This is a genomic window from Planotetraspora phitsanulokensis, from assembly GCF_016863295.1.
Lineage (GTDB): Bacteria > Actinomycetota > Actinomycetes > Streptosporangiales > Streptosporangiaceae > Planotetraspora > Planotetraspora phitsanulokensis.
The window spans coordinates 148,674-168,178 of sequence record NZ_BOOP01000009.1 but is presented as its reverse complement, the minus strand read 5'-3'; the positions used below and the strand labels follow the sequence as shown (position 1 = coordinate 168,178).

General features: G+C 72.3%; 17 protein-coding genes. 11 read left to right on the top strand and 6 right to left on the bottom strand.

Features of this window, described 5'->3' with window-relative positions:
• Positions 1-123: 123 nt before the first annotated feature.
• From Pph01_RS12680 to Pph01_RS12630, 11 genes are all read left to right on the top strand, one after another.
• Positions 124-1,047: an ABC transporter substrate-binding protein gene (locus Pph01_RS12680; protein WP_204073255.1), complete on the top strand. Its 924-nt coding sequence runs from the start codon at positions 124-126 to the stop codon at positions 1,045-1,047.
• Positions 1,044-2,222 carry an MFS transporter gene (locus Pph01_RS12675; protein ID WP_204073254.1) on the top strand — a complete coding sequence of 393 codons (1,179 nt, stop codon included), beginning with the start codon at positions 1,044-1,046 and terminating at the stop codon, positions 2,220-2,222. The genes Pph01_RS12680 and Pph01_RS12675 overlap by 4 nt, the downstream gene beginning before the upstream one ends.
• Complete coding sequence (locus Pph01_RS12670; protein ID WP_204073253.1) at positions 2,219-3,298, top strand: LacI family DNA-binding transcriptional regulator; 1,080 nt, start codon at positions 2,219-2,221, stop codon at positions 3,296-3,298. Before Pph01_RS12675 ends, Pph01_RS12670 begins: the two co-directional genes overlap by 4 nt.
• Positions 3,299-3,501: 203 nt before the next feature.
• Positions 3,502-4,272: a GNAT family N-acetyltransferase gene (locus Pph01_RS12665; RefSeq protein WP_204073252.1), complete on the top strand. Its 771-nt coding sequence runs from the start codon at positions 3,502-3,504 to the stop codon at positions 4,270-4,272.
• A gap of 236 nt (positions 4,273-4,508) precedes the next feature.
• Positions 4,509-5,396, top strand: coding sequence for an NAD-dependent epimerase/dehydratase family protein (locus tag Pph01_RS12660; RefSeq protein WP_204073251.1), 888 nt, complete (start codon positions 4,509-4,511; stop codon positions 5,394-5,396).
• Between the two features lie 48 nt (positions 5,397-5,444).
• Entirely contained in the window at positions 5,445-7,196 is a 1,752-nt protein-coding gene (locus tag Pph01_RS12655; RefSeq protein ID WP_204073250.1) for a substrate-binding domain-containing protein, read from the top strand.
• Positions 7,197-7,382: 186 nt separating this feature from the next.
• On the top strand, positions 7,383-8,450 hold the full coding sequence (locus Pph01_RS12650; protein ID WP_204073249.1) for a glycoside hydrolase family 99 protein: 1,068 nt from the start codon (positions 7,383-7,385) through the stop codon (positions 8,448-8,450).
• A gap of 27 nt (positions 8,451-8,477) precedes the next feature.
• The gene (locus Pph01_RS12645) at positions 8,478-9,860 is read left to right on the top strand and encodes an ABC transporter substrate-binding protein (RefSeq protein WP_204073248.1); all 1,383 of its coding nucleotides are present in this window, start codon (positions 8,478-8,480) and stop codon (positions 9,858-9,860) included.
• A complete protein-coding gene (locus Pph01_RS12640) occupies positions 9,857-10,822 on the top strand; it encodes a carbohydrate ABC transporter permease (protein WP_204073247.1) in 966 nt (321 codons plus the stop codon). Before Pph01_RS12645 ends, Pph01_RS12640 begins: the two co-directional genes overlap by 4 nt.
• Entirely contained in the window at positions 10,819-11,640 is an 822-nt protein-coding gene (locus Pph01_RS12635; RefSeq protein WP_204073246.1) for a carbohydrate ABC transporter permease, read from the top strand. Before Pph01_RS12640 ends, Pph01_RS12635 begins: the two co-directional genes overlap by 4 nt.
• A 60-nt stretch (positions 11,641-11,700) precedes the next feature.
• Complete coding sequence (locus Pph01_RS12630) at positions 11,701-12,513, top strand: SDR family NAD(P)-dependent oxidoreductase (protein ID WP_204073245.1); 813 nt, start codon at positions 11,701-11,703, stop codon at positions 12,511-12,513.
• Here the strand turns inward: Pph01_RS12630 and hpnH are convergent.
• Genes hpnH through Pph01_RS12600 form a run of 6 tightly spaced genes read right to left on the bottom strand, consistent with a single transcriptional unit; the run spans position 12,479 to position 19,504 of the window.
• Entirely contained in the window at positions 12,479-13,483 is a 1,005-nt protein-coding gene (gene hpnH / locus Pph01_RS12625; RefSeq protein WP_204073244.1) for an adenosyl-hopene transferase HpnH, read from the bottom strand. The two genes, Pph01_RS12630 and hpnH, sit on opposite strands and share 35 nt — an antisense overlap.
• Positions 13,483-14,391 (bottom strand): phosphorylase family protein, encoded by a 909-nt coding sequence (locus Pph01_RS12620; RefSeq protein ID WP_204073243.1) that lies wholly within the window; start codon positions 14,389-14,391, stop codon positions 13,483-13,485. Before Pph01_RS12620 ends, hpnH begins: the two co-directional genes overlap by 1 nt.
• On the bottom strand, positions 14,388-16,316 hold the full coding sequence (gene shc / locus Pph01_RS12615; RefSeq protein WP_204073242.1) for a squalene--hopene cyclase: 1,929 nt from the start codon (positions 16,314-16,316) through the stop codon (positions 14,388-14,390). The genes Pph01_RS12620 and shc overlap by 4 nt, the downstream gene beginning before the upstream one ends.
• A 1-nt stretch (position 16,317) precedes the next feature.
• Positions 16,318-17,331 (bottom strand): polyprenyl synthetase family protein, encoded by a 1,014-nt coding sequence (locus Pph01_RS12610; RefSeq protein ID WP_204073241.1) that lies wholly within the window; start codon positions 17,329-17,331, stop codon positions 16,318-16,320.
• Complete coding sequence (hpnE, locus tag Pph01_RS12605) at positions 17,328-18,659, bottom strand: hydroxysqualene dehydroxylase HpnE (RefSeq protein WP_204073240.1); 1,332 nt, start codon at positions 18,657-18,659, stop codon at positions 17,328-17,330. Before hpnE ends, Pph01_RS12610 begins: the two co-directional genes overlap by 4 nt.
• Positions 18,656-19,504: a phytoene/squalene synthase family protein gene (locus Pph01_RS12600; protein WP_204073239.1), complete on the bottom strand. Its 849-nt coding sequence runs from the start codon at positions 19,502-19,504 to the stop codon at positions 18,656-18,658. The genes hpnE and Pph01_RS12600 overlap by 4 nt, the downstream gene beginning before the upstream one ends.
• Between the last annotated feature and the right edge of the window lies 1 nt (position 19,505).

The following is a 19,505-nucleotide window of genomic DNA, read 5'->3' as shown; positions in this document are numbered from 1 at the left end:
TGCGGTTTCATCCTGTCAGTGTCAAGAGGTCGGACGGGACTCGACGCGTGGGCTGCAAACGAGTGCGGGCTATCATGGGCGGGTCCGTCCAGCTGAACCGAGCCGAACGGGAGCTACCAAATCGTGACACGGCACCTCGTGGTCGGGGCCTTCAGCCCGTCCGTCCTGCTGCGCGTCAGCCGGCGAACCGGCGTGCTCGCCGAGCACGACCTGGACGTGGAGGAGAGGCCCGTCCCCTCGTCGCCGGCGCAGTTCCGCTCGCTGATCGACGGTGAGCTCGACGTGGCCCTCACCAGCCCGGACAACGTGGTCGCCTATCGCTTCGACCCCGGCAACCCGCTCGGCGAGACCACCGACGTCCGCATCGTCTCGGCCGTCGACCGCGGCCTCGGCCTCGGCGTCTACGCCCGGCCCGGCATCGAGTCCGCGGCCGACCTGAAGGGCGCGACCATCGGCGTCGACGTGCCGGGCTCCGGGTTCGCCCTCGGCCTGTACGCCCTGCTCGAGTCCCTCGGCCTCGACCGCGGCGACTACGAGATCGCCACCCTCGGCTCGACCCCCCGCCGGCTGGAGGCTCTGCTGGCGGGCGGTTGCGACGCGACCATGCTCAACGCGGGCAACGAGTTGCGGGCCGAGGCGGCCGGTTCGGCGCGGATCGGACGGCTCGTCGACGTCTGCCGGCCGTACCTCGGCACGGTGGTGAGCGTGGCGGGCGACCGCAAGAGGCCGCTCGTCGAGGCGCTCGCCGCCGCCCTCCTCGAGACCGCCGGCGAGATCCGGGCGGGCCGCGCCGACCAGGTGACCCTCGAGGAGGCCGTGGAGGCCCTGCGGCTGCCCGAGGCCCTGGCGGTGCGCTACCTCGAACGGCTCAAGGACCCCGAAGAGGGCCTCGTCGCCGACGGCGTCGCCGACCTCGAGTCGATGGAGACGATCGTCGGGCTGCGCCGCAGGTACATCCCCGCGGTCGTGGACGGGACGGACGTGCTCGCCGCCGCCCTCGACCCCTCGCGCGGCCTGATCGACCCGCCTGCTGCGACGGGACGATGACCGCGCTCGCCACCCGGCAACGGTCGCCACGGCTGCTGCAGTACGTCTCCTTCGTCAGCACCCTCGACCGGTTCGCCATGCCGCCGATGTTGATCGCGATGGCCCGCGACCTCGGGGCGCCGCTGGCGGAGGTGGTCAACGCCGCCGGCGTCTACTTCCTGCTGTACGGCCTGATGCAGCCGCTGTGGGGGATGATCTCCGACCGGCTCGGCCTGGTCAGGACCATGCGGCTCGCGCTGCTGCTCGCGGCGGTCTGCTCCACCGCGGCGGCGTTCGCCGGGTCGGCGCTCAGCCTCGGCGTGGCCAGGGGGCTGGCGGGGGCGTGCTTCAGTGCCGCCGTCCCCGCGAGCCTGATCTACGTCGGCGACACGGTCCCCGCCCAGCGGCGGCAGCGGGAGGTCACCGCTCTCATGGCGGGTGTGGCGCTGGGCACGGCGGTCGCCTCGACGGGCGCGGGGGCGCTGGCGCAGTTCTCGACCTGGCGGGTCATGTTCGTCCTCACCGGTGCGGCCGCGCTGCTGCTCGTCATCGCGCTCGGACGGCTTCCGCGCCCGGAACTCGTCCGGTCGCACGCCGGCATGCTCGCCCCGCTGGCGGCCGTCGCCCGTTCGGGCCCGGCCCGGCTGGTGCTGACGCTGGCGTTCGTCGAGGGAGCCGTCCTGCTCGGTTCGCTGACGCTGCTGCCACCGGCCGTCGAGGCCGCAGGTGTGAGCGCTTCCGTCGCCGGTGCCGTCACCGCCGTGTACGGTGTTGCCGTACTGGGGTTCGCTCGTGTGGTCGGGGCGTTGTCGCGCCGCACGCACGCGTCCCGGCTCATCGCACTCGGAGCGCTCGCCGCCGCGGCCGCATGCGGGCTGACCGCCCTGTCCCGCTCGCCGGGCATGGCACTGGTCGCCGCGGGTCTGCTCGGCCTCGCCTGGGCATCGATGCACTCGTCGTTGCAGACCTGGGCGACCGAGGTGTTGCCGGACGCTCGTGCGACGGTCGTGTCGGCCTTCGCCGGGGCGTTGTTCCTCGGCAGCGCCGTCGCGGCGGTGCTCGTCGGGGGCCTCGCGGAGAGCCACAGATACACGGAGATCTTCGGCCTGGCGGCGGCTCTCGCCGTACCGCTGGGCCTGTTCGCCACGCTGGGACGCAAGCGATGGATCCGACCTGAAGGAGAACCCGGTCGATGAGACCCAACCAGCCTTCGTTAACCCCTGCCGGGGAGGTCAAGCGGGCTCAGCCTCCCACGCTCCGGGACGTCGCCGAGGCCGCGGGGGTGCACGCCGCCACCGCCTCACGCGCCCTGAACCCGAGCACGCGCCGTCTCGTCAGCGCCGAGACGGCCAGACGCGTGATCAAGGCGGCCAAGACGCTGGGCTATCAGCCCAACCCCATCGCTCGGAGCCTGAAGACCGCCAAGTCGAGCACGGTCGGGCTGGTCATCCCCGACCTGACCAACCCGCTGTTCCCGCCGATCGTCCGGGGGATCGAGGACGTCCTCGAGGCCGAGGGCTTCAGCGCCTGGATCGTCAACACCGACAACGACCCCGAACGGGAGCGGGTGCGCATCGACTCCCTGCGCTCCCGGCAGGTCGAGGGCCTCATCATCGCGACCGCGCGGGTCGAGCACCCGTTCCTCGAGGCGCTGCACGAGCAGGGCGTCAAGATGGTGCTCGTCAACCGGCGGGTCGAGAACCTCGAGGTCCCCTGCGTGACGGCCGACGACGCCACGGGCATCGCCCTCGCCGTGAGGCACCTGGCCGAGCTGGGGCACCGGCGGATCGCGCATCTCGCCGGCCCGCACAGCACCTCGACGGGGGTCGTGCGGTCCAGGGCGTTCAGGCACGCCATCCGCGATCACGGGCTGGAGGACGACCCCTCGCTCATCGTCGAGTGCGCCCACTGGAACGAGGCCGACGGGGCCGCCGCGATGCGGGAACTGCTCGACCGGGACGACCGGTTCACCGCCGTCGTCGCGGGCAACGACCTCATCGCGCTCGGCTGCTACGACGTGTTCGCCGAGCGGGGGATCTCCTGCCCGGACGAGATGAGCGTGGTCGGCTTCAACGACATGCCCTTCATCGACAAGCTGCGCCCGCCGCTGACGACGGTGGCGGTGCCGCACCACGACATCGGCGCCGAGGCCGCGCGGATGCTCCTCGACTGCATCGAGGAACCCGACCGGCGCCCGAGGTCGCTGCTCCTCCCCGTGACGATGGTCGTCCGCGACTCGACCACCCGCCCCCGCCCACTCCCCTCGGCGTGATCATGCGCAGACTCGCAGAAAGGCCGCCTGGTCTGCGGATCCTCCATCCGTGATCATGCATTCGGGGGCCGCCCGCCGCGGGAGGTGACTGCCCTCCTCGGTGCGCCAATGTGATGAAACATGGTGTTTTTCGGATCTGCTACGTTTGTCCGTCCAATCTCCGCCATGTGTATCTCACTATGTGAAAGCGGTGTGGTCTCCTCATGGGTGACATCGGCGTGGACGGCTTGGCCGATGGAGCGGCGAAGGCCCTTCTGCAGTCCTTCGAGCAGTTGCTCACGGTCGGCATGGGGGTGGACAGCCCGCGAGGGGAGCACGGCACTCGACTGATCACGTCCGGCATTCCGCTGCCTCACCTGAACGGGGTGTTCACCGAGAGCCGCGAGCCCGACGTCGACGAGGTGGCGGAGTTCGCCCGCCTGATGACGGCGGGTGCCGTCCCGTGGAGCATCCAGGTGCGCGGCGAGCCCGCTCCGGAGCTCGTCGAGGTGGCCGCGCGTTTCGGGCTCACCCACCGCATGCACCTTCCGCTCATGGCGATGCCGGTGGCGCCGGTGGCGCTCACTTCGGGAGGCCACTCGATCCGGACGGTCGACGGGAAAGAGCACGAGATCTACCGCGACACTCTCGCCGCCGGCTTCGAGGCTCCCGTGGACATCATGGCGGCGCTGAGCAAGCCGGAGATCCTGGACATGCCGGGCGCGACGGGCTATCTCGTCGAAGCGGACGGCGAGCCGGTCTCAACGGGATTCGGCATCCTCGTGGGGGATCACATCGGGGTGTTCAACATCTCGACCCCGCCGCGCCACCGGCGCCGGGGGTACGGCAGGGCCGCCACCGAGGCCGTCATGCGGGACGGGTTCGCCGCCGGTGCGCGTGTGGCGTTCCTCCAGGCCAGCTCCGACGGCCTGCCCCTCTATGAACTGCTCGGCTTCCGCGTCGTCGAGACGTGGACCTATCTCCAGCGCGGCTGAGGTCTCCAGCTCGGCCGTTCACGGCGTCCTCGCCCGGGCGCGTCGGTCCCCTCGGCGGAGTCGTTCCACTGCCTGCCGTACGGTCACACGTGCATGATCACGCTGGGTGAGCCCTGCGTACGCGCGGGGGAGAGCATTGACAGGCAATCCGGTGGGGGTCATCCTGCTCGGGCTGGGCAAATCGTTTTGCGAAACGACCGGGCCGAGAAGGCCGACGACCAAAGAAAGGGGAACGCATGACCGACCAACCGCGTCGCGTTCTGGTGACAGGCGCGGCCGGCAGGCTGGGGCGGGCGGTGCTCGACGTGCTCGCCGCGCGCGGCGTGCCCGCTACCGGGCTCGACCTGCGGGATCCAGGAGGGCTGCCCGCCGACCGTGTGGTGACCGCCGACGCGGGTGACACCGCGGCCGTGCGCGAGGCGCTCGACGGGGTCGACGCGGTGGTGCACCTGGCGGCGATCCCCGCGCCCAGCCTCGGCACCCCGGAGGAGGTGTTCTGCGGCAACACCAGGGCGACCTTCGTCGTCCTCGAGGAGGCGGGCGCGGCAGGGGTGCGCAGGGCGGTGGTCGCCAGCAGCTTCTCGGTGCTCGGCCTGCCGTGGGCGTCGACGCTCCGGCACCCCGCCTACGTGCCGGTCGACGAATCCCTTCCCCTGCAGAACGAGGATCCGTACGGGCTGTCGAAGCAGGTCGACGAGGCCACGGCGGAGATGATGGCCCGCCGGTACGCGATGGCCGTCGTGGCCCTGCGGTTCCCGCTGCTCGGCGGTCCCGGCGACAAGTTCGACAAGACGGTCGCCCGGTACGCCGACGACCCGGGCTCGGGCGCCAAGGAGTTGTGGACCTACCTCGACACCCGTGACGCGGCCCTGGCCTGCTGGCTCGGGCTGACCCGGCCCTTCGAGGGCTACCACGCGGCCTTCGTCACCGCCCCCACCACCCTGGCAGCCCAGCCGACGGAGGAGCTCGTCGAACGGTTCCATCCCGGGTCCGAGCGCCGCGCGCCCATGCCCGGCCGTGCCGTACCCGTCGACCTCGGGGTGGCCGAGCGCCTGCTGGGCTTCTCCGCCCAGCACCCCTATCCCGTCGCCGTCCCGGACGAACGGGAGGCGGAGGCATCCTGAGGACTTTTTCAGTGAGCATAAGGAGTCATCGACTGTAAGATCCGGGACATGTCCCCCGAAGGCCGATCCATCGCGCGGCGCGAACGGAAGAAGGCGCAGACCCGCGACGCGATAGTCGCGACGGCTTTCAGGCTGTTCGCCGAGCGTGGATTCGACGCGGTGACCGTGGCCGAGATCGCCGACGCGGCGGACGTCTCGGCGAAGACGGTCTTCAACCACTTCGCGGCCAAGGAGCAGTTGTTCTTCGAGGATGAGCCGCTCCTTCGCGGAGAGCCGGGCGCGCTGGTCGCGGACCGCGTGCCCGGCGCGACCGTCGCGGAGGCGATCGAGGGCCTGCTTTCCGGTCCGGCCGACAGCGGTTCTGTCACTCGTGACCAGGCGACATGGGCGCGCGTCTATGCGGGCAGCCCCACTCTGCGCGCCCACGCACGGACGTTGTTCTCCGGGTGGGAGGCCGGGCTGGCCGGGGCGATCGAGGCCGAGTTCGGCGAACGTCCCGGCACGCCTTCCCCCGGCGTCGTGGCGGCGGTCGTGCTCGCCGCCGTCCGCGAGGTCTGGGAGTCGACCCTGGCGGCCGTCGCCGCCGGAGCCCCGGACGCCGAGGCGGTCGCGGAGGGAAGGGGGCGCCTCACCGCGGCCCTGGTCACCCTCGCGCCCGTCATGCCAGGCGAGATGCCAGTCGAGGGGCCCGTCATGCCCGGCGGCGGGTCCGTCGCTTCCGGGCAGGGGTTCCCCGCTTCCGGCCAGGGCTCTCCCTCTCCCGGCGGCGCTCCCGGGGCCGCTCCGGCTCCGCGGGCGAACCGGGGGGAACGGCCCAGCATCACCCGCGTGGCCGAACTGGCCGGGGTGAGCGCGACCACCGTGTCCCACACGCTCAACGGGCGCCGGCCCGTCGCCGACTCGACCAGGCGGCGCGTGCTCGACGCGATCGAACGGCTCGGCTACCGCCCCAACGTCCTCGCCCGCGGTCTGCGGACCAGCAGGAGCCAGACGATCGGGCTGGTCATCCCCGACATCACCAACCCGTTCTACCCGGCGCTCGCCCGCGGCCTGCAGGACGTCCTGGGGCCGGCGGGCTACGACGAGATCATCAGCAACACCGACGGCGACCGCGGCATGGAGCGGGCGGCGATCGAGCAGATGATCGCCAGGCAGGTCGACGGGCTGGCCTTCGCGGTGTTCCACACGCACGCCGAGGACCTGCTGCCCGCCATCGAGGCGGGCATTCCGGTGGTACGGCTCGGCGGCCGCCTCGTTCAGGAAGGCGTCGACGTGGTGCACAGCGACGACGAGGGCGGGGCCGCCGAGGCCGCCCGCTACCTGCTGGAACGCGGCTACCGCAGGATCGGGTTCGTCTGCGGCCCGGAGGCCGAGGGGCCTGCGGCCGAACGGGTCGCGGGCTACCGCGCCGCGCTGGCGGAGGCCGCGGCGCCCGCCGACCCCCGCCTCGTGGTGCACACGCACTTCAGCAGGGCCGGGGGGAGAGAGGGCGCGGCCGCGCTGCTCGACCTGCCCGAGCCTCCCGACGCCGTGCTGTGCGCCAACGACATCATGGCCATCGGAGCCCTGGAGACGGCGGCCCGGCGCGGGCTGCGCGTGCCCGATGACCTGGCCGTCATGGGGTTCGACGACATCGAGGCCGCCGGCCTGATCTCGCCCGGCCTGACCACCATGGCGAACCCGGCGCGCGAGATCGGCCAGGCGTGCGCCCGGCTTCTCCTCGACCGGTTGTCCGGGCAGGCCGCCGGATATCGCGAAGTGGTCATCCCCGCCCGGCTGGTCCGGCGTCAGTCCGCCTGAGACGCCCGCGGCGTCCCGCCTGGAGCGCACAGGGACTCTTGACAGGCCCTGTGTTGCGTGTAGATTTCGGGATCAATCTTAACGATTTGCGCGAAGAACCAGCCCGGTAGAAGGGCCAGGCCGGTGCCTTCCGCGTCCCGCCGGCACGTGTGATCTACCCCCCAGGCCAGTGACGAAAGGACGCCGATGTCAGCCCGTGCAAAACGTCGAAACCCCGTGATCGTCGCGATGCTCGTGATGGTCCTCTGCGCTCTGTGGGCGCAGCCCGTGCCGGCGGCCGAGGCCGCGAAGCTCTCGACCAAGGTCCAGCTCTTCTACTACCCGTGGTACGGCAACCCCGAGATCGGCGGGGAATGGCGGCACTGGCAGCAGGGCGGCCACACCCCTCCCGCCGACGTCGGCGCCGACCTCTACCCGAAGCTCGGCGCCTACGACTCCGGCGACGTCAGCGGCGCGGTCGCCCAGCACATGAAGTGGATCCAGCGCAGCGGCGCGGGCGTCATCGTCTACAGCTGGTGGGGCCGAGGCAGCTACGAGGACCGCATGGCCGAGGGAGTGCTCGACGCCGCCGCCAAGCGGGGAGTCAAGGTGGCCTGGCACATCGAGCCGTACGAAGGCCGCACCGCCGAGTCGGTCGTCGCCGACATCGCGTACCTCAACGAGACCTACGGCTCCCACCCGGCCTACTTCCGCGCCCCCGACCAGGGAAGGCGCCCGGTCTTCTACATCTTCTGGAGCCTGCAGATCGCCGACTGGACGGCTCTCGACCAGGTCAACCGGGACAACGTGATCCTGGCGCAGACGACGGACACCTCCAAGATCGCGCACTTCTCCGGCATGTACACCTACGACGGCATCGCAGGCGCCACGGCCCCCGGCTGGAAGGAGGCCGGCGCCTACGCCAAGGAGCACGGCCTGATCTGGGCGCCCTCGGTCGCCCCCGGATACGTCGACGACCGCGCCGTGCCGGGCAACACCACGCCCACGCTCGGCCGTGACGGCGGCGCCACCTACGACAAGGAGTGGTCCAACGCCCTCGACCCCGTGATCGGCGGCGACCCCACGTGGGTGTCGGTCACCTCGTTCAACGAGTGGCACGAGGGCAGCTCCATCGAGCCCGCCTCCAGCAAGCCGCCGGCGGGCTTCGGCTACCAGACCTTCGCCGGCGCGTACGGCAAGCAGGGCAAGGCGGCCGAGACGGCCTATCTCGATCGGACGAAGTACTGGGTCAAGGCGTTCGAGAAGCGGCGCTAGCCGTACGCGAGCAGAAGGAGACACGACATGAGTTCAGTGCGGAAGCGGGCGCTCGGCGCGGCCGCGGCGCTCGTCGTCGGAGTGGTCGTGGCGGGCTGCGGGGGCGGGGCGGGCGAGCAGCAGCAGGGCGGCGAGCAGACGCTGACGATGTGGACGTTCAAGAAGTCCCACGCCGACGCGCTCAACAAGGTCGCCGCCCAGTTCAAGAGCGAGACCGGCATCACCGTCAGCGTGGAGGCGGTCACCCCGGACGACGTGTTCGTCAGCAAGGTGCAGAGCGCGGCGCAGACGGGCGGCCTGCCCGACGTGCTCGAGATGCACGCGGGCGGCGAGGACCTCGAGATGGGCGCCTCGGGCCTGCTGCAGGACCTGCAGGGCGACGTCACCGGCGCGTGGAAGCAGCGGCTGCTGCCCACCACCCAGGAGAGCGGGGTGATGACCCAGCAGCGGATCGACGACGCGGCCAACGACTCGCCGTTCAAGAGCACCAAGGCGGGCCAGCGCTTCAGCGTGGGCTTCACCGCGGGGGCGTTCGGCATCGTCTACGCCAACAAGGACAAGCTGAAGGCGGCCGGCCTCGATCCGAACACGCCGCCGAAGACCTGGGAGGAGTTCCTCGACGCCCTGAAGGCCACCACCGGCAAGGACTCCCAGCAGGGCGGCCTGTCCCTCGGGCTGAAGGTGAGCCAGACCGGCTACAACTGGATCTACCAGCCGCTCGCGCACGCCTACCTGGGCAAGGACCGCTTCCAGGCCTTGTTCGCCAAGGGCGCCGCGCAGGGCTTCGCCTCCCCTGACGGGGTCAAGACCCTCGACGTCTACAGCAGGCTGACGCCGTACTGGATGCCGGGGAGCACCACGCTCGGCATCGACGAGGCGGACATCGCCTTCGCCCAGGGCAAGTCGGCGTTCGACGTCGGCGGCACCTTCACCCTGGCGTTCCTCGCGCAGAACGGCATGTCGCCCGACAAGGTGCTCACCTTCCCCATCCCGCCGTCGGCCGACGGCGCGAACAAGGAGATCTCGATGTCCCCGCTGGCCCTTACGGGGCTCGGGGTCACGGCCACCACGAAGAACCGCGCGGCCGCGGTCAAGTGGATCGACTGGCTCACCTCGCCCAAGGGCGCGGGCGCCGTCGCCAAGGAGTCCCTCGACCTGCCAGCGACCGATCTCGGCGCCGGCGCCGAGTCGCTGCTCGGCGCCGACCTCGCCGCGCTGCAGAAGTACTTCACCGGCCCGCCGGAGAGCGCCTACGACGCCGCCGACGTCAGCTTCTTCCCCTCGGACTACGACCAGGTCAAGCCTGGCGACCTGATGGTCAGGCTGACGCCGCTCCAGGAGGTGTCGCCGCAGCAGGCCGGAACCGAGCTCGACAAGATCATGGGTTCCATGTGGAAGGCCACGGAGTGAGCACGCTCTCCGTGCAGGACCCTCCGGGACGGCTCCGCGGTGAGCCGTCCCGGGGGCGGTCCCCCCGCCGCTGGCCGGGCTGGCTGACCGGATGGGCCTTCGTGTTCCCCGCGGTCGCGCTGTTCGCGGTCATGGGGGTCTACACGATCGGCAGCGGCCTGGCCCTCAGCTTCGCCAAGTGGAACGGCTTCACGCCGACATGGAACTGGGTCGGGATCCAGAACTACCTCGACCTGCTCTACGCCGACCCGGTGCTGGCCCCCGAGCTCCGCCGGGCCGGGTGGAACACCCTGCAGGTCATGATCGCCGTTCCGCTGCTCACCGTGGTCATCTCGCTGCCGCTCGCCGTCGCACTCAACTCGATCCGGCGACTGCGCGGGCTGCTGCGCTCGGTCTACTTCCTGCCCTACGTCACCACCGGCGTCGCGATCTACTTCGCGTGGCGGTACGTGCTCGAGCCCGACGGCGCGATCAACACGCTCCTGCGCTCCCTCGGTCTCGGCACCCTCTCCCAGCCGCAGGGGTTCCTCGGCAACCCGAGCACCGCCCTGCCCACCCTGATCCTGATCCTGGTCTGGTCGAGCGTCCCGGTGGCGACGCTGCTCTACCTGAGCGGGCTCCAGGCGGTCGACCCCCACCTGTTCGAGGCCGCGCAGATCGACGGCGCCGCCCCCCGCCACGTCCTGCGCCGGGTGATCTGGCCCCTGATGCGGCCCATCACCGCCGCCATCGTCCTGCTCGGCGTGCGCGACACGCTGCACGGTTTCCAGATCTTCCTCGTCATGACGCGGGGCGGACCGGGCGGGCACACCGACGTGCTGGCGCTGATGGCCTACCGGCTGTCGTTCTTCAAGGGGCTGGCCCAGACCCTGGGCCTGGCCAGCGCCCTCGGCTGGCTGCTGTTCGCCGGGGCCGTGCTCCTGACCCTGGTGAACGCCCGCATGTTGCGGAGGGTCCAGTGATCGGGCGGCGCGTGGTCCGGGCGGTCGTCTTCGCCGCCCTGTTCGTGTACGCGCTGATCAGCCTGTATCCCTTCCTGTGGATGGTCTCGGGCGCCTTCAAGGGCAGGACCGAGATCCTCGAGGGCGGGTTCCTGCCCCGCGCCTTCACCCTCGACACGCTCACGCAGACCTGGGGACGGCTGCACTTCTTCGACTACTTCCTCAACAGCCTGAAGGTCACCGGGCTGACCGTGATCGGCGTGCTGGTGGTCTACAGCCTGGCGTCCTACGCGTTCGCCGTGCTCGACTTCCCCGGGCGGCGGATCCTCTTCTGGTTCTTCGTGGCGCTGCTGTTCGTGCCGGGCATCACCATGCTGCTGCCGGTGGTGATCCTGGAGAAGCAGCTCGGAGTGCTCGGCACGCACATCGGTCTCGTGCTGCCCTTCGTGAACGGCACCGCGCCGCTGACGGTGCTCCTGCTCACCAACGCCTACGGCTCCGTCCCCAGGGAGATGCACGAGGCGGCACGCTCGGACGGCGCGAGCGAGCCGCGCATCTTCTGGTCGGTCTACCTGCCGCTGGCCAGGCCCGCCCACGTGACGGTCGCCGTCCTCACGGCGGTGCCGACGTGGAACGAGTACGTCCTGACCCGGGTGTCGATCTCCGATCCGTCGCGCTACACCCTGCCGCTGGGCCTGGAGTCCCTGATCTCCAGCGAGGTGCCCCGGTACAACGAGGTGATGGCCGCCTCGCTGATCATCGTGATCCCGGTCATCGTGTTGTTCCTCTTCCTCCAGCGCTACTTCGTCAACGGCCTGGTGGGGGCGATCAAGGGCTGACCGGCGGCATGAGGGTAGACCCTGTGCAGGAGTCCGCCGAGGAGAACCGGGGGAGCGCACATGGGACTCGCGGGAGCACGGGTGCTCGTCACGGGCGCGTCGTCGGGCATCGGCGCGGCGACCGCCCTGGCCCTGGCCGGTCGGCGCGCCCGCCTCGTTCTGGCCGGCCGCGACGGTGACAGGCTCGCCGAGGTCGCGGTACGCACGGGCGGGGAGGTCGTCGTGGCCGATCTTCCGGACGGCGCGGCCCGCCTCGCCGCGGCAGCCGGTCCGGTCGACGTGCTGGTGAGCAACGCGGGGGAGGGGTGGTGCGGGCCGTTCACGCGGATGCCGGAAGAGGCGGTCGAGCGCCTCGTCGGCGTCAACCTGACGGCGCCGGTCCACCTGACCCGCCTGCTGCTGCCCGCCATGATCGAACGCGGCCGCGGGCATCTCGTCTTCGTCGCCTCGATCGCCGGAGCGGTGGGCGTGGCCGAGGAGGCGGTGTACTCCGCGACGAAGGCCGGGCTCATGGCCTTCGCCGAGGCTCTCCGGTACGAACTGCGCGGCCTCGGGGCCTCCCGCGCCGGGGACCCGGCGCCGCGGATCGGGGTGACGGTGGTGGTGCCCGGGGTGGTGGACACGCCGTTCTTCGCCCGGCGGGGCGTGCCGTACGGACGGCGCCGCCCCGCGCCGATCCCGCCGGAACGGGTCGCACGCGCGGTCGTCACGGCGGTGGAGCGCGGCCGGGCCGAATGCTACGTCCCCGGCTGGCTCCGCCTGCCCGCCCGGCTGCGGGGGGCCTCGCCCGGGCCCTTCCGGGCGCTCGCGGCGCGGACGGCGATGCCGGGACGGCCGGTCAGTCGCCGCGAAGCGCCCGAATCGACTCCTTGAGCGAGCCCAGCGTGGCGAAGACCGCCGTGGGTTCGTAGCCGCAGTGCGCCATGCAGTTCGCGCAGCGGGCGTCGCGGCCCCGGCCGTAGGCTTCCCAGTCGGTCTCGTCGACCAGCTCACGATAGGTCTGGGTGTAACCGTCCGACATGAGGTAGCAGGGCCGCTGCCAGCCGAACAGCGAGTAGGACGGGATGGCCCACGCCGTACAGGGGAAGTCGGTCTTGCCCTCGAGGAAGTCGAGGAACAACGGCGTGTGGTTGAACCGCCACCTGCGCCGGTTGCCGTCGGCGAACGCCTTGCGGAACAACTCCCTGGTCTCGCGCACGCCGAGGAAGCAGTCCTGGTCGGGAGCCTTCTCGTAGGCGTAGCCCGGCGAGATCATCATCTGGTCGACGTGCAGGTCGTCGTTGAGGTAGTCGAGCACGTCGACGATGGTCCGCGGGCTGTCGGTGTTGAAGAACGTCGTGTTCGTGGTGACCCGGAACCCGCGGCGCTGGCATTCGCGCACGGCCGCGACGGCCTCGTCGAACACGCCCTCCTTGCAGACGGACGCGTCGTGCCGCTCGCGCAGCCCGTCGATGTGCACCGTCCACGCGAAGTACTCCGACGGCGTGAACTGGTCGATCTTCTTGGGGATCAGCAGCGCGTTGGTGCAGAGGTACACGTACTTCTTCCGGTCGACCAGCTCGTCCACGAGCTCCCCGATCTGGGGGTGCATGAGCGGCTCGCCGCCCGCGATCGACACCATGGGCGCGCCGCACTCCTCGATGGCGGCGACCGCCTGCTCGACCGGCATGCGCTGCTTCAGCACGTCGGCGGGATGCTGGATCTTGCCGCAGCCCGCGCAGGAGAGGTTGCAGGCGAACAGCGGCTCGAGCTCGACCAGCAGCGGGAACCTCCGGCGTCCGCGCAGCTTCTGGCTCAGGATGTAGGCGCTGACGCGCAGGCTCTGACGGATCGGCATGGGCATCAGGGCCAGGCCTCCTCGGGTAGGACGGTCGTCTCCGCCCGCCGCCTCTCGACCGTGAGCGGGCCGAGTCCTTCCAACGCCGTGAGGACGGCGCGCACGAGCGCGGGCGGCCCGCCTGCCAGCCGGATCGTCCGGGCGCCCGCGAGCCAGCCGAGCGGGACGTCCTCCGGCGCGCCGACCGCGCGCAGGCCACCGGGCTCGGGTGCTTCGGACCGCAGGGGATGTGGCGGACTGGCGTCCGGCCTGACCACGAGGGTGAGGTCAGGCGTGGAGCGAGCGCCGCCGTTCACCTCATCCGCGGGAGCGCCGAGGAGCACGTGCCGCGCGCCCGTGGCCGCGGACCAGCGCGCCAGGACGGGGGCGAGCCGCGTCAGGACACGACGGGCGGCCAGGCCGCGGCCGATGGTCGCGGGGCGGAGCAGGGGCCTCGACGGGGTGTCGACGATCACTCGCACCACCGCGAACGGCAGACCGGCGCGGGCGGCGGCCACCGGGCCGCTCTCCATGTCGGCCGCGCGCGCCCGTCCGTCCCCGGGACCCGCGTCGGGCTCCTCGCGCACTCTGCCCGTGACGATGTGCCGCGTCGTGACGACGGGGCCGGTCTGTACGGCCAGGCCCGCGCGGGCCAGGTCCCCGGCGATGAGCGGAGCGGACGGACAGGGCCACACCTGCCCGTCGTATCGGACCTCGCTCGCCACGAGCACCTCGCCCGGGCGAAGCTCGTCGTCGAGGGCGCCGGCGAAGCCGGTGACGGCCAGGGGGACTCCGGGCGGCAGCCCGGCGGCGGCCCGTGCCGCGCGGCGGGGGCCCATCCCGAGCCTGAGCACTTCGCCGCGGCCGTCGGGCAGGCCGCCGCGGACCGCCCGGGCCTCGATCCCCAGCGCGACGCAGACGAGCGGTCCGGTCATGACGTTCTCACCCGCACCAGCCCGCCGTCCCGGCCTTCGTCGTGGCCCCCCTGTTCGCCGTTCTGGAGGCGCAGGTAGCGCCCGAGCGCGCTGACCGGGAAGACGAGCCGGTAGAGGTGGTAGTTGATGTAGAAGTCGCCGGGGAAGCCCGTCCCGGTGAAGAAGTCCTCGTCCCAGGTGCCGTCGGAACGCTGGTTGTCCACCAGCCACGCCACGCCCCGGTCCACCGCGGGTCCGGACTCGCCCGCGGCCAGCAGGCCGATCAGGGCCCACGCCGTCTGGGAGGGCGTCGACGCACCGCGCCCGATCCAGGCGGGGTCGTCGTAGGAGCGCAGGTCCTCGCCCCATCCGCCGTCGCCGTTCTGGTGGCGTTCCAGCCACGCGACCGCCCGCCGTACACAGGTCGCGTCCGGCCGTACGCCTCCGGCGACGAGGGCGGGCAGCACGGCGCCGGTGCCGTAGACATGGTTGGCGCCCCAGCGGCCGAACCACGACCCGTCCCGCTCCTGCGCCTTCAGCAACCACAGGACGGCCCGGCGTGCGACGGCCGACTCGGCGCGGCCCTCCGCCGCCAGCGCCTCCACGACGTGGGCCGTGACGTCGGCCGACGGGGGGTCGATGACGGCGCCGAAGTCGCAGAAGGGCAGCCGTGTGCACAGCTCGCGGGTGTTGTCGGCGTCGAAGGCGGCGAACCCGCCGTCCCTGGACGCCATGCCCGCCATCCACCGCATGCCCCGGTCGATGGCCGGGCGGGCGTCCGGATGATCCGTCCGGCGCAGCGCGAGGATGACCTCGGCCGTGTCGTCGGTGTCCGGGTAGCCGTCGTTGTCGAACTCGAACGCCCAGCCGCCGGGCGCGAGCGACGGCCTGCGGACCGCCCAGTCGCCGGGCCCCCTGACCTCCTCGGCGAGCAGCCAGTCGGCGCCGCTGGACAGGGCGGGATGGTCGCCGGGCAACCCGGCGTCGAGCAGGGCGTTCATCGCGAGCGCGGTGTCCCACACCGGCGACTGGCAGGCCTCGAGCCTGCGGCCGGTCTCGTCGCGGATCGTGAAGCGGTCGAGTCCCCTGAGGCCTGTCGCCATCACCGGATGGTCGAGCCCGTAGCCGCACAGGTCGAGGGCCATCAGCGAGTAGACCCAGGGTGGCTGGATCCCGCCCCACGACCCGTCGAGCTCCTGTCTCGCCACGATCCAGTCGGCGGCCCGCCGGATCGCCGCCTGGCGCAGCCCCGGAATCGGCCGCCGCTGGTAGCGGTGCAGGACCCCGTCGAGCACGGTGAACACGGCGTCCCAGCCGGCACGGGGCCGCCGCGGCGCGGGACGGCCGGTGCGCAGCTCGGCGAGGTCGATCGGGAGCGGCCTGACCGGGCGGCGCGCGCTCACGATCGTCAGCGGCACGATGGTCTGCCGGGCCCAGCACGCCCAGTCGTAGACGTTCAGGGGGAACCAGGAGGGCAGGAACATCAGCTCCGGGGGAAGGACCGGAAGGTCGTCCCACGGCCACTGCCCGGCCGTCGCCAGCCAGATGCGGGTGAAGACCCGGCTGTGCTCGATCCCGCCCGCCTGCCGTACGAACTCGGCGGCGGTCTTCATGTGCCGCGCGTCGGCGGGGTCGCCCGCCAGGCGCAGGGCGGCGTAGGCCTCGATGGTGGTGGACAGGTCGCCCGGACCGCCGTGGAAGTTGGCCCACGTGCCGTCGTCCCGCTGCTGGGACCGGATCCAGCGGGCCGCCTCGGCGGTGTCCTCCTCCGTGCGGACGCCGAGGAAGTGGCGCAGCAGCAGGTCCTCGGCGTCCATGGTCACGTTCGTCTGCAGCTCGCCCTTCCACCATCCCTCCGGCGACTGGAGGCCGAGCAGGTGGTCGCGGGCGGCGTCGAGGGCGCGTTCGGCGCGGGACGCGGGCGGGGCGGCGGGAGCAGTGGTCATGTCAGTGATCCCTGGAGGTGATGAAGTGGGCGATGTCGAGGAACTCCGCGCGGACGGCCGCGGGCATGTCCGCCCGCGCGAGGTGGCGCTCGGCGGTGTCGAGCCGGTGCTTGGCCTCGGTCTCGGCCCAGTCCCGCCCGCCCGCCTCGTCGACGAGCCGCGCGGCCTCGCGGAGGTCGGTTTCCGTGAGCGGTCCGGGAGTGGCGAGCAGCGCCGCGAGCGCGTCGCCCGCCGCGGTCCCGCCGGTGAGGGCGGCCACGACCGGGAGGGTCTTCTTGCGGCTGCGCAGATCGGACAGCACCGGCTTTCCCGTCGTCTCCGGGCTGCCCCAGATGCCGAGCAGGTCGTCCACGAGCTGGAATGCCAGCCCTGTCTCCGCCCCGAAGGACGCGAGGGCCGTCACGAGCCGCTGCGGCGCTCCCGCCGCGATCGCGCCGATCGAGCAGGCGCAGGCCAACAGGGCACCGGTCTTGTCCGCGGACATCCGGCGGCACTCCTCCAGGTCGACGTCGTCCCGCCGTTCGAAGTCCAGGTCGAGCCCCTGGCCGGCGATCAGCCGCCGGGTGGCGGTCAGCAGGCTGCGGGCGGCTCGCGTGCGCGCCGGATCCGTCTCGTCCAGGACGAGCTCCTGGGCCAGCGCGAGGAGGGCGTCGCCCGTGAGGATCGCCGCCGACTCGCCGAACACGGTCCACGCGGCGGGACGGTGCCGCCGGGTCGGGTCGCGGTCCATGACGTCGTCGTGAAGCAGGGAGAACGCGTGCACCAGCTCGACCGCGGCGGCGACCGGCAGGCAGCGTTCCTCGTCGCCTCCCGCCGCACGTGCGGACAGCACGGCGAGGGCCGGCCGCAGGGCCTTGCCTCCACCCTCGGTGCGGCGTCCCGATGCGTCCGTCCATCCCAGGTGGTAGGCGGCGACGCGGGCCGACAGCGGGTCGAGGCGGGCGACGGCGTCGCGCAGCACGGGCTCGACCAGCTCCCGCGCCTCCGACGCCGACGGCGGGGTCACTCCGGTCATGGCCTCGCCTCTTTCAGGTGGCGTCTGGCGAGGCCCGCCGCCGTGAGCCCGCTTCGCACGGCGCCCTCCATCGTGTCGGGCCAGCCCGTGGCGGTCCACGCGCCGGCGAGGTACAGCCCGGGCATCAGGGTGGTCGCCCCGGGCCGGAGCGTGCCGCTGCCCGGGCTCTGGCGGAACGTGGCCCGCCGTTCCCTGGTGACGAAGAAATCTCTGATCCTGGCCCCGCGGGCGCGGGGCAGCAGCCGCTCGAGCTCCGGGACGAACGCGGTGCGCACCTCGGCGGTCGCCGCGTCGATCCACCGGCGGGCGGCCGAGACGGAGATCGCCAGGTACTGCCCCTCGCGAAGCCCTCCGGCTCGGGTCTTGTCGAAGATCCACTGCACGGGCGAGCCCGTCACGGCGGCGAACGGCAGGTCGGTCACGGGCCTGTCGTAGACGATGTGGACGTTGACGATCGGGCTGGAGTCGAGCGCGCTCCACCGGTCCCGGTCGGGTGCCGCGTCGACGGGGACGAGTTTCGCGGCCTGCTCGTGCGGCGTCGCGACGATGACGGCCGCGGCCTCGACCGGGGTGCCGTTCACCACGAGGGTCGGCCCCGGCTCGATCCCCTCGACCTTCGCCGACAGCCGCACCTCGCCGCCTCCGCGCTCGATGGCGAACCTCGCGGCCGTCCCGTGGAGCTCCCTGAGGGACACGGAGGGGACGCCGATGTCGGCGGCGCCGGCCCGGCCGAGCAGCGCGGTCTTGAAGACCATCGCCGCGGGACCCAGCGCGGCCTCCTCCGTGCACACGTTGAGCGCGGCCACGGTGAACAGGTCCCACAGGTCGCGCCTGGAGGCGTCGCTCTGCCCGTGCGCGGTCAGCCAGCTTCCGAGGCCGGTCCGGTCGAGACGGGGATCGGCGGGATCCAGCCTGCGCAGGGCGAGCGAGCCGCGCATCGCGCGCAGCCGGTCCCCCGGGGTGAGCAGCGAGTACGTCGCCAGAGCGGGAAGCAGATGGAGTGGCCCCGGCAGGGCGGAGCGGCGCAGCCGCCCCGTACGGCCCTCGGGGGTGAGCACCCGGATGTCGAACCGGTCCTGGAGGGCCGCGTTCCCGGTCTGTCCCAGTCGTTCGAGCAGCCCGCGGTAGGCCGTGCAGCACCGGAGGAAGACATGCTGGCCGTTGTCGGCCAGGAGCCCGCCCCGCTCGAACGAGTGCGTCGCCCCGCCGAGCCGGGGGCGTGCCTCGAAGAGGGTCACCGGGATCCCGGCCTCCGACAGGGCGACCGCCGCGGCGATGCCCGCGAGCCCGCCCCCGACGATCGCGACCCGCGCGGGCGGCGCGGTCACCGGCCGGCTCCGGCGACGGCGCGCGCGGCCACCATCGCCTTCATCCAGGGGGCGAGGGACAGCCGCCGGGACAGCGCGCCGGCCGGGTCCGCCGCGATGCGGCCGAGCAGCCGCCGGTAGATGCCCGCCATCGCCGCGGTGCACGCCGCGCTGCGGCGGTCGAGAAGGGGCACCAGGCGCATCCCGTCCTCGTACCAGCCGAGCGCGCGATGAGCCTCGAAGCGCACCAGGTTCGCCAGCCGTTCGGGTGGATCGGTGAACCTGCCCGCGTGATCGAGGTCGAGTGTGCATCCGAACCGGTCGAGATCGTCGGCGGGCAGGTAGACGCGTCCGGCGAGCCGGTCCTCCGACAGGTCGCGCAGGATGTTCGTCAGCTGGAGCGCCACCCCGAGCGCGTCCGCCAGTTTGGGCGCGGCGGGCTCCTCGGACCCGAAGATGCCGAGGGACAGCCGGCCGATCGACCCGGCGACGTGCCTGCAGTACGTCAGCAGGTCGTCGAAGCGTTCGTAGGTCACACCCCGCACGTCCGCGGCGCACCCGTCGATGAGCTCGTGGAACGCGGGGAGCGGGATGGGATACCGGCCGGCCGCGTCGTGCAGCGCCACCAGGACGGGGTCGTCGCCGGAGGGCACCCTGAGGGCCGCCCGGGCGTCGGTCAGGGCCGCCAGCCGCTCGTCCGCGGGACCCTTGCTGTCGCCGATGTCGTCGATCCGACGCGCGAACGCGTAGACGGCGCTGAGCGCGCGCCGTTTCGGCGGCGGCAGCAGCAGGATGCCGTAGGCGAAGTTCTGCGCCCTGGCCCGGACGATCTGCTCGCACTGCCGATAGGCGTCGGACGGGTCCACC